The following is a 14,846-nucleotide window of genomic DNA, read 5'->3' as shown; positions in this document are numbered from 1 at the left end:
AATCGGCGGTGGGCGCTGGGCCGTGCGCCGGCGCGGTGAGGGGTTGCGGTGAAACAGCATCCATAGCGGGTTCCTCGGTGGAGCGGATCAGGGGAGCGCCCTAGCCCGCCGACACCGGGGCAAGGTCACGCGAGCAGATGTTTTTGTCTGCTATAAATATATTTTGCCATTTTGAAAAAATACAATAATCAGGATTAACCCGCGGTGAGCACCGCCGGCGACGCCCCGCTGGCGCGTCTTCAGGCCAGCAGGTTCTTGGGTAGCGCGGCGATAAAGGACGCGAAGCTGGTGGCCCCCTGCCCGGGGCTCATGTGCTGGGTCATGACCGCGGCCGCGCGCGCCGGGTCCTGCGCCTGGATCGCTTCGAGCAGCTGGCCATGCTGTTCCCACGACGAGGCCAGGCGGCCGAAAGCCGAAAAGGCGTGCAGCCGGTAGGCGCCGGTGCGCGACCGCATGCGCAGGATCTCCTGGCGCAGATAGGGATTGCGGGCCCCTTGGTACAGGGCATCGTGGAAGCGCCGGTTGTGTTCCTGCCAGGCGTCGGTGTCCTCGCGCCTTACCACGGCCGCGGCGCGTTCATGGATGGCCGCCAGCTCGTCGCGTTCGGCCGGCGTCATGCGTTCGCAAGCCAGGCGCGCGCCTATGCCTTCCAGCTCCGCCAGCAGTTCCCACATCGCCAGCAACTGGGCCACGTCCATCTTCGCCACCACCATGCCGCCACGCGGCAGGCTGGCCACCAGGCCCTGCGCTTGCAGTTGCAGCAGCGCCTCGCGCACCGGCGTGCGGGAGACCTCGTAGGTCTGCATCAGCATTTGTTCATCGACCGGATCTCCCGGCAGCAGGCTGCCATCGCGGATGGACTCTTCGACGGACAGGCGGATGCGCTCAGCGGCTTTCATGGCGGACTCCGGTCAAGGGGGGAAGAAAATTCACGCTAGGCATAGTATTTTCTTGACTTCTATAAATATATTTATGAGACTAGACTTTTATTTTAACGAGCAAAACGCGGCAGGAGGCAATGAGCATGGAAGACTCGCCCAAGCAGGAATGGCAGGCCTGGGTCGCCCTGGCCTGCAAGACGCATGGCCTGGAGGTACTCGTGGAGACGCAAGCGGCGGTCGCTCGCACGCTTTTGCGTCTTGCTGCCGTGGAGGCCGAGATCGCGGGCTGCGGGGATGGCGATGCCTGATCCTCTGCTGCATCTCTCCGTGGCCGACATGCGCCAAAACTACGCCCAGGCCGCGCCCGGCGCACGCGCCGCCTTGGTCGCGGCCCAGGCTGCGGCGTTCCAGTGCCGCGCGGCCGACTTGCACTGCGCCACGCGCACCTATCAGCCCTCCCCGCCAACCGTGCGTTCCGGCTGCCTGCTTGACGGGGTGGCGCTGGCGCACAAGGATGCGTTCCAGACCGGCATGCACGCGCCGGGGCGCGGACGGCCATTGCGCGACGAAGCCGCGGGTCCGATCGCCACGGCGCTGCGCCGCTTGCAGGACCACGGCGCGCTGAACCTGGGCGCGCTGGCGATGGCCGAGCACGCCTGCGGCGCGACAGCCGAAAACCCGCACGGCGCACCGCTGGCCAATCCGCTGGACGCCGCCGCCGCGGTGGGCGGATCGTCCAGCGGCTGCGCCGTTGCGGTGGCGGCGGGCCTGGTGCCCGCAACGCTGGGCACCGATACTGCCGGCTCGGTGCGCATGCCGGCCGCGACCTGCGGCCTGGTCGGACTCAAGCCGACGCCAGGGGCGATCCCGGCGGACGGCGTGGCGGCCTTGGCGCCTACTTTGGACACGGTGGGCGTGATGGGCCGCAGCGCGCTGGATGCGGCCTGCGTCTACGCCGCGTTGCTGCCAGCGCCGACAACGGCGTCCGCCTTGCCCGCGGACGCCACGCAGATCGAACAGGAACTATCCAGGCCGCGGCGTTGGCGGCTGGCGTCGACGCTGGCGACCGCCGGGGCGCGCGCCGACGTGGCGGCGGCGATGGCGCGATTCGAACACGGCCTGCCCGATCCACATCGCATCGGCTTGCTCCCCGCGCCCGACCTGGACCGCTTGAACCGCCTGGCCCAGATCGTGCTGCATGCCGAAGCCGCGGTCACGCTTGCGGACAGCGCGCGCCATGAATTGGCCTCGCTGGCGCCCGCCACCCGGGCCATCGCGCTGCCGGGCTGGGCCATGCCGGCGGTCTGGTATCGCCATGCCTTGTCGCAGATCGCGCCATTGCGCGCCGCCTTCCTCGCCACCTGTCTGGCCGACTCGGACCTGCTGCTCATGCCCTGCCTGCCGCAAGGCGTGCCGGACCGCGCCGCGGTGACCACCAGCAGCCCCGGCTTTGATCCGCGCGCCCTGGCCGCGCTGCACCGCCACCACGCCTACCTCAACTATCTGGGCCTGCCGGCGCTGGTCTTGCCCGTCGGCATCGATGTGCAAGGCCGCCCCGTCTGCGTGCAAGCGGTCGGCGCGCCCGGCAGCGAAGCGCTGCTGCTGGCCTTCGCGCATCAGTTCGCCCTGCCCTTTTCCGCCATCCTGCAACGCTAATCCACGGACTCATCATGGCCAGAATCAATGCCTCCCCCACTCTTGCGCGCTTTCGCGTGCTGGACCTCTCGCGCGTGCGCGCCGGCCCGACCTGCGTGCGCATCCTGGCTGATTTCGGCGCGGACGTGATCCGCATCGAACCGCCAGCCGGGATCGATCCCAATGAAGCCATGTTCGCCGCCGACCGTACCGGCGGCGACTTCCAGAACCTGAACCGCAACAAGCGGTCGATGACGCTGAACCTGAAGAAGCCCGAAGGCCTGGCCGTGTTCAAGCAGCTGGTGGCCACGGCCGACGTGGTGGTCGAGAACTGGCGCCCCGACGTCAAGACGCGCCTGGGCGTGGACTACGACGCCCTGCGCGCCATCAATCCCCGCATCATCCTGGCCAGCATTTCCGGCTTTGGGCAGGACGGTCCCTATGCGGACCGGCCGGGCTTTGACCAGATCATCCAGGGCATGGGCGGGCTCATGTCGGTCACGGGCTTTGCCGGCGGCGGTCCGCTGCGCGCCGGACTCGCGGTCGCCGATTGCGGCACGGGCATCTATGCCGCGGTCGGCATCCTGCTGGCCCTGCTGGAGCGTGAACACTCCGGCACGGGCCAATGGGTCCACAGTTCCCTGCTGCATACGCAGATCGCGCTGATGGACTTCCAGGCGGCGCGCTATCTGAACGACGGCGACACCCCGGTGCAGGCGGGCAACGACCATCCGACCAGCAGTCCGATGGGGTTGTTCGAGGCCAGCGACGGCGCGTTCAACCTGGGCGCGTCCGGCGAAGGCAACTGGCGCCGCCTGTGCGAGTGCCTGGACGCGCCGCAATGGCTGGAGGATCCACGCTATGCGACCGAGAAGTTGCGCGTGGCGAACCGGGCCACGCTCAATGCATCCCTGGCGCAGCGCTTTAGCCAGCAGAGCGTCGCGCATTGGGTCGGCCTGCTGAACCGCGCCGGCGTGCCGGCAGGCCCGGTCTACAGCATTCCGCAGGTATTCGAGGACGAACAGGTGCGCCACCTGGGCGTGGCGCAGCCGGTTGCCGACGAGGCCGGACACCAGTACCGGCTGATCTCGCAGCCCGTGGCCTTGACGCGCACGCCTGCCCAGATCAAGCGGCCCGCGCCAGGCTGGGGTGAGCACACCCGCGAAATGCTGGCGGAAATAGGCTATGCCACGGGCGACATCGAACGCCTGTATGAAGAGGGCGTGGTATGAGCGGCGGCGAGATCCTGCTGGATTTCCAGGACGGCATTGCAACCCTGACGGTCTGCCATCCGGAACGGCGCAACGCGATGACGCTGGCCATGTGGCAGCAGCTGGCCGCCGCGTTGCAGGAACTCGACGGCGCCGAGGTCCGGGTGTTGGCGCTGACCGGCGCCGGTACCCGGGCCTTCGTGTCCGGGGCCGACATCAGCGAGTTCGACCAGGCCCGCGACGGCGCGGCCGCGGTGGCCCGGTACAACCAGGCGGTGGCGGATGCGCAGCAGCTGCTGGCGGACTTCCCCGCGCCTACGGTTGCGCTGATACAAGGCGCCTGCATGGGCGGCGGCATCGGCCTGGCGCTGGCTTGCGACCTGCGCTATGCCAGCGCCAGCGCCCGCTTCCGCATGCCGGCGGCAAGACTGGGGCTGGGCTACTCCTATGCCGACATGCGCAGGCTGGCAGGCGTGGTCGGCGCGGCATCCGCGTTCGATCTGTTCTATACCGCCCGCATCCTTGACGCCGAGCAGGCCGAACGCCGCGGCCTGGTCCACGAACGGTACGCCGACGACGATTTCGTCCGCCAGACGCAGGCCCGGGTGCGCGCCATTGCCGCCAATGCGCCCCTCTCCCTGCGCGCGGCAAAGGCGGCCATACTGGCGACCATGAATCCGCCCGCGCCCGCGCAGCTCGATGCGATCGACGCGCTGGTGGCCCAGTGCTTCGCCAGCGAGGACTACGCCGAAGGCCGGCGGGCGTTCGCCGAGAAACGCGACCCGGTCTTCCGTGGCCGCTGAGCCGTCTTTGAACCATGAGCAAGATGCCATGAACAATCCACGCATTCCTTTCATGCTTTCCAGCCAGCGCCCGCCCCTGGCGGCGCTGGACGGCCGGGCCATCCTGGTGCACCTGGTCGTCAATGTGGAGCATTGGCCGTTCGACCAGCCCATGCCCCGCACCCTGCTGACCGCGCCGCATGGGCGCGAGACGGTGCCGGACGTGCCCAACTACAGCTGGGCCGAGTACGGCCTGCGCTGCGGGCTGCCGCGGCTCATCGACGCCATCCGCGGCCGCGGCCTGCCTGCCTCGGCCAGCCTGAACGCCTCGGTCATCGATGCCTACCCCGAGGCGGCCCAGGCGCTGCTGGAGGCCGGCTGGGAATTCATCGGCCACGGCATCCACCAGCGCGCGCTGTCGCAAGAGGACGGCGACGGCCAGGCGCGCACCATCGCGGCGGCGCTGGACCGGATCGAGCGCTTCAGCGGCCGCCGGCCGCGCGGCTGGCTCTCGCCGGGCCTGCGCGAGACGCAGGATACGCCGGATCTACTGGCCCAGGCCGGCATCGACTACCTGTTCGACTGGTGCCTGGACGATCTGCCCAACTGGATGCGGACCGCCGGCAGGCCCCTGCTGGCGCTGCCCTATGCGCTGGAGCTGAACGATTCAGTCATCCACGCCGTGGAAAAGCATGCCACCGGGGAGTTCAGCCGGCGCCTCGAGCGGACACTGGACCTGTACGCCGACGAGGCCAGGACCGCCGGCCGTCCGCGCGTCCTCACGCTGGGATTGCATCCCCACCTGATGGGCGTGCCGCACCGCTACGCCGACCTGCTCACCATGCTGGACCTGCTGCAAAAGCACCCCATGACCACCTTCGTCACCGGCGCCGCGATGCATGATTGGTACGCCCGCCAGGTTCCCGCCCAGCACGATGGAGCCGCCGCATGAATGCCATCGATACCCTGGTCGCGCATTTGCTGCGCACCCAATACGAGCACCTGCCGGCAACGGCGGTGGACGCGGCCAAGACTTTCATTCTGGATGCGGTCGGCGTCGGTCTGTCCGGCTCGCGCCATCCCCGCATGCCCTCGCTGCGCCAGGCGGCCCAGGCCCTGGGCCAGGGCGCGGAAGCAACCGTCTGGGGCAGCGGCGAGCAACTGCCCCTTGCCAGCGCAGTCATGCTGAACGCATACCAGGTCTTCAATCAGGAGTTCGACGCGATCCACGACCAGGCCGTGGTGCACGCGTTTGCCTGCATCGTGCCGGCGGCGCTGGGCTACGCCGAACGCGAAGGCGGCGTCGACGGTCCCCGGTTGATCACCGCCGTCGCCGCCGGATTGGACTTCGCCATCTATGTCGCGCTGGCCCAGCGCGCACCCATGCGTTTTTTCCGGCCGGCCATGTGCGGCGGCCTGGGCGCCACGGCTACGCTGTGCAAGCTTGGCCGGCTGGATGAGAGCGCCACGCGCGATGCGCTGGGGCTGGCGTACAGCCATCTCTCCGGCACCATGCAGGCGCATATCGAAGGTTCTCCCGCGGTCGGCCTGCAAGTCGGCCTGAACGCCAGGGCGGCGGTTACGGCCTTCGAACTGGCGCGCGCGGGCTTCCCCGGTCCGCGCGACATCCTGGAAGGCCCATACGGCTACTTTGCGCTGTACGACGCCGGCCAGGCCGACTGGGACGCGGTCCGCGCGGACGTGGGCCGGGTGTTCCAGATCAGCCGCATGAGCCACAAGCCCTACCCGACCGGCCGGGCCACCCATAGCGGCATCGGCGCCGTGCTGGACCTCATGCGCGTTCATGCGCTGCAGCCGGGGGACGTGGACCGGATCACGGTTCGCGCGTCGTCGCTGATCGTGCGCCTGGTGGGACGGCCGGCCCACCCGGGCATGGATTCCGCCACCGCCCGGCTCTGCATGGGCTATGCCATCGCCACGGCCCTGCTGCGCGGCCGAGTCGGCATACCCGACTTCGATCCCGACGCGCTGGCCGAGGCCAGGACTTTCGAACTGGCCGCGCGCGTTCAGGTGCTGGATGACGGCAATCCGGACCCCAACGCCATGAGCCCCCAGCGCGTCGAATTGCGGCTGAAGGACGGCCGCGAATTCACGGTCGACATGCCGGCCTTTCCTGGCAGCCCGGAACGCCCCCTGGGCGTGGCGGAACAGGACGCCAAGTTCGAAGCCTGCTGCGCGTCCGCGCAGCCGCCCTTGCCCGCCGCCCAGACACGGGAGCTGGCGCGACGGCTGCGTGGGCTGGAGGCCGAACAGGACCTGCGCGCCATCGTCCGCCTGCTGACGACTGGGCGCCCGTCCTAACCGCGTATACCGGACTGGGCGCGTCAGTACTTGAAACTCACGCGCGCCCAGACGGTGCGGCCCGGTTCATTGACTGCGGTGTTGGCGGCATAGCCGAAACCCGCATTTCCGGCCAGGTTCAAGTGTTCGCTGTAGGTCTTGTTGAACAGATTGTCCACACCCAGCGACAGGCGAACCTGCTTGTTGACCGCGTAGCCGCCGTTGACGGAGAAAACGCCGAAGCCCGCGCTTGGGCCGAAGTCCTTGCCCACGACGTTGCCCTCGTTCAAGGCGTAGCGCCTTTGCGCGGCCACGATGCGCCACAGCGCTCCGGCCGACCAGGTGCCGTCATCGTAGGCGGCGCTTAGCCTGGCCTCCAGCGGCGGCATCTGCGGCAGCGCCCTGCCGTCGCTGCGGTTCTCGCCCCAGGCATACGCGAGCGTGGCTCCCAGTTTCCACGCGGGCGCGGGCTTGTATGAGACGCCGAGTTCGCCGCCAGCAATGCGCGCATCGACATTGCTGGCCTGCGACGCCGGACCCATCATGCCGCCCGAGGTGTAGCTGAACAGGATGAAGTCATTGACGTAACCCGCGTAGCCTGAGAACCAGGCGTCCAGTGCTTCGGTCTTATACTGCGCGCCGAAATCCAGCTGGGTGGTTTTCTCGGGCTTCACCCCCTGGAAGGCGTTGACGGACCCGGCAGGCCCCTGGTCCGGAGAGAACAGCTCCCAGTAATCGGGGAAGCGCTCGACGTGGCCCAGGCCCACATAGACCGTGGCCGGCAGCGTGGCCAGATCCTGCTCATATCGCAGGAAGCCGCTGGGCAGCGTGTCCTTGCGGCGTTCATCCGCAGTGGGATTGGGCATGGGCATCATCATCGAGCCTGTGCCCTGGCGGAAGTCCTTGGCCGAGGCCCAGTCGATCCGCGCCCCGCCGATGACGCGGCTGTCCTGCGCGGCGCGCCAGGTCAGTTCGCCGAACAACCCGGTGTTGGAAAAGTCGGCGTCCTTGACCCAGCTCTGGCTGCTGTACGGCACCGTGTCGGTGCCGCTGCGCGAGCGATGGCGGCTCTGCTGGAAATCCAGGCCGGTGACCAGGCTGACATCCGGCGACAGTTCCCAGGTGCCGGCGTAGCGGCCGCCCCAGGTCGCGCGGTCCACGTCGGCCGCCATGGCCATGGGCATGGCGCTCATGGGGTCCGGCGCGCGCAGCGTGTAGTTGTCCATCACATGGTCGGCGTAGTTGTAGTACAGCTGCGCTTCGACCTTGCCCAGCACGGGTCCCAGGTTGCGCTTCTCGAAACGCAGGCCGAAGCTCTCGCGCTTGAACTGGGAGCCGTCCATGCCGCGGCCGGCATAGCGCGCTTCGCCATCGCCCGTACCCGCGGTCAGTTCGTACAGCGTGTCGGCGTCAGGCGTGTAGCCCAGGGTCAGGTCGGCGTTCCACTTGTCCCAGCGCGAAGGCACGGTGTTGCCGTCGCCGTCCTTGTAGTCCTGGGAGTGGGAATGGTTGGCGGTGATGCGCGTGTAGACCTTGTCGTTGCCCAAGGTCAGATCGGCGGCCTGGTCGTTGCGGCCGAACGAGCCGCCCGTCAGGCTGCCGTCGAATCGCACGCCGGCCGCCGTGAAGCGAGGCGTGTCGCGGTCGAACTTGACCGTGCCGGCGGACGCGCCGGGTCCCCACAGCACCGTCTGCGGCCCCTTGATGACCGTGAGCTGGTCGAAGTTCTCGGGCGAGATATAGGAACTGGGCGCGTCCATGCGCGCCGGGCAGGCGCCTGGCATGGACGTGCCGTTGGTCAGCAGATTCAGGCGCGAGCCGAACATGCCCCGCAGCACGGGATCGCCGTTGGTGCCGCCATTGCGGATGGCCGAGAAGCCGGGAATCGTCTTCAGATAGTCGGTCCCGTCGCTGGCCGGCAGCGGCTGGCGCGGGATCTTGGGATCCGTGGTGAAGGTCAACGGCGCGCTGGGTTCTACGCCCGTGATGACCACGGGATCGGTGGTGTAGACGTCGGACGTGCCGGCGGCTTGGGGCCAGGCGGGAAATGAGGCGGCCACTGCGGCGGCCAGGCAACTCAGGCGCAGGAATTCTTGGTTAATGGTCATGTCTGGTGTCTGTCGATCGGGAACGTGCGATGGCAGGCGCAGACGGGCGGCGCGGCCGTCTCCCCTTAAGGAAGGCGTGACAGGAGCGCGCAGTCTGCGCATGGGCGTGACGAAAGGGGGACCCTCCCCGCGCGGCGCAAAAGGACCATGGCCCGCTGCGCGCCGATGACGCTGGCGCAAGCGCTCAGGCCCGCGGAAACACGGGCTGCGCGGATGGCATGTCGTTGAAGTCTGGGGAGAGGGTCAGGCGGATGGCGGCGGCGCGCGCGACCGTTGCGGCAGCCGGGTCAAGGCGCTTGCAATGTGGGGTTCGGCGGCCGGGGGATGGACTGCGGGGGCTGCGGCTGGCAGGAGCCAGGCCAGCAGGATGATTGCGGGCGGCAGCGCGTCGCTCAGCATGGCGCAGCCCGCGCTGCAGCAGTGCGGCAAAGCGCCGCTGTGCTGCTGCTGCGCACCCTGCTTTTGCCCATCGGCATCCAGCGTCACCACGCGCGGGCCGCTGGCCGTGCAGACGATGGTGGTGACGCCTGCCTGGCCCGTTCCGATGCCCGAGGCCGCCAGCGCCGAAGACGCGATTAGCGCCTGGAAGACGAACAGGGCCATCGCGACCAGCGCGACCCAACGTCTACGGGCATGGGCAGATGCGTGCATTCGGCGGTTCCTTATCGGCGCAGATGCTATCACGCAAGACGGAGCAGATGCCGTGGACGAATGGCAACGCGCAGCCAATTCGGATTGCCGCCTGATGTAGATCAGACAATGCCGCCGCTTCTTGCGCGTCGCCGCCAAACTTGGCGCGGGCAAGTGATCGGGCTACCCTGTAGCCGGCAGCCCGTTGCGGCGACTTGGCTTTTCAACCATAGAAAGTAGAGGATGCGGATGTCCCGTTGGACTTTTTACTCAGCCCCTGGCACCTGTGCGCTGGCGACGCATATCGCCCTGCATGAAGCGGGCGCCGATTTCGACCTGGTCAAGCTCGACATGGGCGCCGGGCAGCAGCAGAGCCCCGAGTACCTGCGCGTCAATCCCAAGGGCCGCGTGCCGGCGCTGGCGACCGAGCACGGCGTGCTGACCGAGACCCCTGCCCTGCTCGCCTTCGTGGCGCAGAGCTTTCCGGCCGCGCAGCTGGCGCCGGTCGACGATCCCTTCGCCTTCGCGCGCATGCAGGAGCTGGCGAGCTATCTGGCGTCCACCGCCCACGTGGCCCACGCGCACAAGCGCCGCGGCGCGCGCTGGGCCGACGATCCGGCCGCGCACGCCGCCATGCAGGCCAAGGTGCCGCAGACCATGACCGCCTGCGCCGCCTATCTGGAATCGCAGATTGTCGGTCCCTGGGCGGCGGGCGAGCGCTACAGCGTGGTCGACGGCTATCTCTTTACGATAGGCAGCTGGTTGGAGGGCGACGGCGTCGACCTTGCGCAGTTCCCCAAGCTCGCGGCCTATCTGGCCCGGGTCGCGGCAAGACCCGCCGTGCAGCGCGCACGGGCCGAAGCCCAGGCTTCCTGACGGCGGCGGGCTGGCCGGCGCGCGAGGCCCGGCCAGCACTGCCACTTATCGTATCGGTTTGATTGGCATCAAAACTGGAACGCTGCAGTCAGTTTCGGCGGACTAGCGCGGTATTGCATCCTTTCCTATCCTTCTTCCGTGCCGTTGCTGTCAGCGCGTTTTAAGCTGGCGGGCTGACGGAATGCGCGTCCTGGCTCCTCCAGACGCCGAACATACCGAGAATCGAATGAAGCACACCTACGCAGCATTTCTGGCCGCCTCGCTGCTGGCCTTGGGCAGCCTGCCGGCGCACGCCGCGCCCGTGGACTACCAGATCGACCCGGAACACACGGAAGTCGTGGTGACCTGGGACCACCTGGGTTTCTCCAAGCCCACCGCGCATGCCGGGGCCGTGACGGGCGTCATCCGCTACGACGCCGCTCAACCCGCGAAGTCGGCCGTCGACCTGCGCGTGCCGGTGGCGCGCCTGACGTCGCACGTGCCCAAGCTGGACGAAATGCTGCAAGGCGCCGAGTTCTTCCAGGCGGCCAAGTATCCGGAGATCCAGTTCAAGAGCACCTCGGTGGCCGACCACGGCAATGGCAATCTCAGCATCAGCGGCGTCCTGCGCATCAAGGACATCGAAAAGCCGGTGGTGTTGCAGGCGCGCCAGAACAAGCAAGGCATCCATCCGATGGCGCAGCGTCCGGCCATCGGCTTTGACGCCATGACAGTCGTCAAGCGCAGCGATTTCGGCGTGGATGCGTTCGCGCCAGGCGTGAGCGACGAGGTGCAACTGCGCATCACGGTCGAGGCCGTGGCCGACGCCGCGCGCTGAATTCCCGGGCGCTGCGATCGCCGCACGCGCAAGGCCCTGGCTGCTAAGACAGGAACCCGATCCAGCGCCCCGCCACCAGGCAAGCCAGCCATAGAAATAGCGAGGCGCCTGCGCGCACGCGCATGGCACCCGTCGCCCTGCCTTCGCCCTGCACCGTCTGCCAGGCTTTGCTGCGGCGCGCGAGCACGGCATTGGCCGCGGCCGCGGCCAGCAGGCCCATCTTGATTCCGAACGCGGGATTCGCCAGGTATTCCAGCGGCTGGACGCTGAAGAGCATGGCGCCCGTCAATACCGCCAGCGCCAAGCCCGCTGCCGCGGTCCTTGCGAGCACGGGCGCCAGCACAGCCAGCGGTCCGGGCTTGAGCAGCCCCAGCAGGCGCAGGTCCAGCGGAACGATGGAGCCTATGAGCAGGCCGATGGCGCCGATGTGGGCGGCGTTCACCAGCAGGTACAGCGTGCTCCACCGCCGCAGCCAGATCGACGGCGGCAGGGTCTCAAGCTGTTCGAGCGCAAGGCGCAGCAGCTCAGGCATGGCCCGGCCGGTCAGGGCTTCTTGATGCGGCTGGGATAAATGTCGTAGGTCTTGCCGCCCACCTTGATCTGGACGGCCTTCATGCGCTTGGCGTCCGACTCGCGGTCGCGGTTGCCGATGGCGGTGATGACGTCGCCCGGCTTGGCGGAGCCTTCGACGAATCCGGCGTCCTTGGTCTGGGTGGGATTGCCCAGCTCCACGCGCCAGACGCCGTCGTCGGCGCGCACGTCCAGCCAGGGATGCGGGGGCGCAATCTGCACTTGCTGGACCGTGCCTTGCAGCGTCATCTGTTCGGATTCGGCCCAAGACCAGCCGTGATGCGCCATCGCGGCGGGCGCCAGGCCCATCAGTCCGGAAAGCGCCAGCGCTGCCGTGGCCACGCGTATGGATAGCTTCATGTCGCTGCTCCTGAATTACGGTTTGGCTCCCTTCCCTGCGCGGCGGCCGCTCGTGTGGCGCGCGTCCGGCGCAACCAGCATAACGCGGCAGGTCAGCCATATCGAGCGTGATTCAATGCTAAGAAATCACTTTAAATAAAACACTTCAAAAACATAAATAATCATCTAAAAATCAATGGCATAGAGAGTTATTTTTATAGTTTGGATGATGCTGAATCTACGCTGAATTCAAGAAATCAGCGATTGTTTCGGGAAAACCCGAAGAAACTTTCCCGCTTGCACACTGGTCGCAAATTGTTCAGGTGATTGTCAGGCACCGTCCCCAAATGGCGCCGTCTCCGCGCGCCCGCCGCGCCCAACCGAGAGCATCCGATGACACAGCCCACCCTGCGTTCGTCCGCGAATCCGGCCCTGTTGCTCCAGCCGCGCGCGTCGGCCGGTTTATCGGTGATGGATGCCACCATGGTGCTGGTAGGCGTGGTGATCGGGATCGGCATATTCGGCTTTCCGCCGCTGGTGGCGCAGCACGCGGGTTCCGAGGCGATGTACATCGCCTTATGGTGCGCGGGCGGCCTGGTGATGCTGGTTGGCGCGCTTTGCTACGGCGAGCTGGGTTCGGCCTATCCTGGCGCGGGCGGCGAATACCTGTATCTGACGCGGGCCTGGGGGCGGCAGGTGGGACTGATGTTCGCCTGGGCGCGTTGCTCTGTCGTCCAGACCGGCGCCATTGCCGTGGTCGCCTATATCTATGGCGATTACGCGCAACGGCTCGCGCCTCTCGGTCCGTACGGCCCTGCCCTGCACGCGGCGATATCGGTGGTGGCGCTGACCGCCTTGAACGTGGCGGGAACGCGCTATTCCAAGCGGCTGCAATGGGTGTTCACCGCGCTGACGGTGGCGGCCCTGGCGGCGGTGCTGATCGCCAGCCTGGCCGCCGCGGGAGACAGCCCGCTGCGCAGCGATGCCGAACCGATGCCTTTGACCGGCAATACCGCGGGCCTGCTGGGCATGGGCATGGTGTTCGTGCTGCTGACCTACGGCGGCTGGAACGAAGCCGCTTATCTCAGCGGCGAGCTGCGCGACCCGGGCCGCAACATGAGCCGGGTGCTGCTGATCGGCACGCTGCTGGTGACGGGCGCGTACGTGTTGACCAACCTGGCGCTGCTGGAGATCTTCGGCCTGCAGGGACTGCGCGATACGCCGGCGCTGGGGGCGGACGTGATGCAGCTGGCGGCCGGCCCCTACGCAGCCGCCCTGCTCAGCCTGACGATCTGCGCCACGGCGCTCAGCACCATCAACGGCACCATCATCACCGGCGCGCGGGTGTATTGCGCCCTGGGCCGCGACGTACCGCGGCTGCGCGCGCTGGCGGCGTGGAACGCGCAAGGCGAGACGCCCGCTTCCGCGCTGCTGGTCCAGGGCGCGATCACGCTTGCGCTGATCGCGCTAGGCGCCTTCAGCCAGAACAGCGTGCAGACCCTGGTCGCCTACACCGCGCCGGTGTTCTGGATCTTCATGCTGCTGGTTGCGGCCTCGGTGTGGCGGCTGCGGCGCATCGATCCGGACCGGCCGCGCCCGTTCCGCGTGCCGCTCTATCCCTTGCCCCCGCTGCTGCTGGCGCTGACCTGCGCGGGCCTGGTGGTGTCCAGCGCCATGTATGCCGGCGCCGGCGCGCTGATCGGGCTGGCGGTGCTGGCGGCGGGCCTGCCGCTGCTGCGCCTGCTGGGTCCCGCGCAGCCGCGGGCCTGATCACTGTTTCCCGGGGCGGCGGTTCCGTCCGCATGCCTTACCTGCAAGGAGTCCACATCATGCACATCGCGATTCAATCCTTCGGATCCACCGCCCGTACCGCCGTGCCGCCGTTGCGCGGCGCCTTGATCGCGTCGGCAGCCGCGCTGGCGCTGGCATGCGCTCCGCTGCCGTCGCTGGCCGCCACCGCGCAGCCCTCGGAACAGAAAGAGTACGTGCCCGACGTCGGTCAGGACGGCAAGGACGTCATCTGGGTGCCTACGCCCCAAGCCCTGGTCGATACGATGCTGGACATGGCCAAGGTCACGCCCAAGGACAGATTGATGGACCTGGGCTCGGGCGATGGACGCACCGTCATTACCGCGGCCCAGCGCGGCCTGACGGCCCAGGGCATCGAGTACAACCCGGATCTGGTCGAACTGTCGCGCCGCAACGCGCAGCGCGCCGGCGTTGCCGACCGCGCCACCTTCGTGACGGCGGACCTGTTCGCCACCGATTTGTCGCAGGCGGACGTGATCACCATGTTCCTGCTGTCGACCATCAACGAAAAGCTGCGGCCCAAGCTGCTGGAATTGGCGCCGGGCACCCGCATCGTGTCGAACTCCTTCCGCATGGGCGATTGGGAGCCGGACGCCGAGGAAACCATCCGGCAGGACTGCAACACCTACTGCACGGCGCTCCTGTGGATCGTGCCCGCCAAGGTGGCGGGCAACTGGGAGGTGGACGGCCAGCCCCTGCAGCTGGAGCAGCGCTACCAGCGCCTGTCCGGCAAGCTGGGCGGCGCGCCGATTTCGGAGGCGCGGCTGAACGGCGCCGAGATCTCCTTTGTCGCCAACGGCGTGCGCTATACCGGGACAGTGAACGGCAAGCAGATGAACGGCAGCGCCACCGGCGGGGGGAACTGGTCGGCCAAGCGGGTGTAAGGC

General features: G+C 68.0%; 15 protein-coding genes. 10 read left to right on the top strand and 5 right to left on the bottom strand.

The window, feature by feature from the left end:
- Positions 1–239 precede the first annotated feature (239 nt).
- The gene (locus tag N5C88_RS14250) at positions 240–899 is read right to left on the bottom strand and encodes a GntR family transcriptional regulator (protein WP_059376151.1); all 660 of its coding nucleotides are present in this window, start codon (positions 897–899) and stop codon (positions 240–242) included.
- Positions 900–1,018: 119 nt separating this feature from the next.
- Here N5C88_RS14250 and N5C88_RS14245 point away from each other — a divergent pair, with 119 nt between their 5' ends.
- The 6 genes from N5C88_RS14245 to N5C88_RS14220 are packed head-to-tail and all read left to right on the top strand — an operon-like array spanning position 1,019 to position 6,831.
- A complete protein-coding gene (locus N5C88_RS14245) occupies positions 1,019–1,189 on the top strand; it encodes a hypothetical protein (RefSeq protein WP_280015548.1) in 171 nt (56 codons plus the stop codon).
- On the top strand, positions 1,182–2,537 hold the full coding sequence (locus N5C88_RS14240) for an amidase (RefSeq protein WP_280015547.1): 1,356 nt from the start codon (positions 1,182–1,184) through the stop codon (positions 2,535–2,537). Before N5C88_RS14245 ends, N5C88_RS14240 begins: the two co-directional genes overlap by 8 nt.
- Before the next feature lie 14 nt (positions 2,538–2,551).
- Entirely contained in the window at positions 2,552–3,748 is a 1,197-nt protein-coding gene (locus tag N5C88_RS14235; RefSeq protein ID WP_280015546.1) for a CoA transferase, read from the top strand.
- On the top strand, positions 3,745–4,530 hold the full coding sequence (locus N5C88_RS14230) for an enoyl-CoA hydratase (RefSeq protein WP_280015545.1): 786 nt from the start codon (positions 3,745–3,747) through the stop codon (positions 4,528–4,530). Before N5C88_RS14235 ends, N5C88_RS14230 begins: the two co-directional genes overlap by 4 nt.
- A 52-nt stretch (positions 4,531–4,582) precedes the next feature.
- Positions 4,583–5,461, top strand: coding sequence for a polysaccharide deacetylase family protein (locus N5C88_RS14225; RefSeq protein ID WP_347881396.1), 879 nt, complete (start codon positions 4,583–4,585; stop codon positions 5,459–5,461).
- A complete protein-coding gene (locus N5C88_RS14220) occupies positions 5,458–6,831 on the top strand; it encodes an MmgE/PrpD family protein (RefSeq protein ID WP_280015543.1) in 1,374 nt (457 codons plus the stop codon). Before N5C88_RS14225 ends, N5C88_RS14220 begins: the two co-directional genes overlap by 4 nt.
- Positions 6,832–6,854: 23 nt before the next feature.
- On the opposite strand, the gene N5C88_RS14215 is transcribed toward N5C88_RS14220, so the two are convergent.
- Positions 6,855–8,918, bottom strand: a complete 2,064-nt coding sequence (locus N5C88_RS14215) for a TonB-dependent copper receptor (RefSeq protein WP_280015541.1) — start codon at positions 8,916–8,918, stop codon at positions 6,855–6,857.
- A gap of 243 nt (positions 8,919–9,161) precedes the next feature.
- Entirely contained in the window at positions 9,162–9,569 is a 408-nt protein-coding gene (locus tag N5C88_RS14210) for a DUF2946 family protein (protein WP_059376135.1), read from the bottom strand.
- Between the two features lie 228 nt (positions 9,570–9,797).
- Between N5C88_RS14210 and N5C88_RS14205 the strand changes: the two genes are divergently transcribed.
- Positions 9,798–10,424 carry a glutathione S-transferase N-terminal domain-containing protein gene (locus N5C88_RS14205; RefSeq protein ID WP_059376222.1) on the top strand — a complete coding sequence of 209 codons (627 nt, stop codon included), beginning with the start codon at positions 9,798–9,800 and terminating at the stop codon, positions 10,422–10,424.
- 226 nt (positions 10,425–10,650) lie between these two features.
- Entirely contained in the window at positions 10,651–11,241 is a 591-nt protein-coding gene (locus tag N5C88_RS14200) for a YceI family protein (protein WP_118933066.1), read from the top strand.
- Positions 11,242–11,284: 43 nt separating this feature from the next.
- On the opposite strand, the gene N5C88_RS14195 is transcribed toward N5C88_RS14200, so the two are convergent.
- The gene (locus tag N5C88_RS14195; RefSeq protein WP_280015540.1) at positions 11,285–11,773 is read right to left on the bottom strand and encodes a DUF6644 family protein; all 489 of its coding nucleotides are present in this window, start codon (positions 11,771–11,773) and stop codon (positions 11,285–11,287) included.
- Between the two features lie 11 nt (positions 11,774–11,784).
- Positions 11,785–12,171 (bottom strand): DUF6152 family protein, encoded by a 387-nt coding sequence (locus N5C88_RS14190; RefSeq protein ID WP_059376121.1) that lies wholly within the window; start codon positions 12,169–12,171, stop codon positions 11,785–11,787.
- A 450-nt stretch (positions 12,172–12,621) separates the two neighbouring features.
- Here N5C88_RS14190 and N5C88_RS14185 point away from each other — a divergent pair, with 450 nt between their 5' ends.
- Positions 12,622–13,920, top strand: a complete 1,299-nt coding sequence (locus N5C88_RS14185) for an amino acid permease (protein ID WP_280015589.1) — start codon at positions 12,622–12,624, stop codon at positions 13,918–13,920.
- A 59-nt stretch (positions 13,921–13,979) separates the two neighbouring features.
- The gene (locus N5C88_RS14180; RefSeq protein ID WP_280015539.1) at positions 13,980–14,843 is read left to right on the top strand and encodes a class I SAM-dependent methyltransferase; all 864 of its coding nucleotides are present in this window, start codon (positions 13,980–13,982) and stop codon (positions 14,841–14,843) included.
- The last annotated feature ends 3 nt before the right edge of the window (positions 14,844–14,846 follow it).

It is taken from the genome of Achromobacter sp. GD03932 (assembly GCF_029839485.1).
Classification (GTDB): domain Bacteria; phylum Pseudomonadota; class Gammaproteobacteria; order Burkholderiales; family Burkholderiaceae_B; genus Achromobacter; species Achromobacter bronchisepticus_A.
The sequence above is the reverse complement of the archived record's forward strand: the minus strand, read 5'-3'. Positions and strand labels throughout refer to the sequence as shown.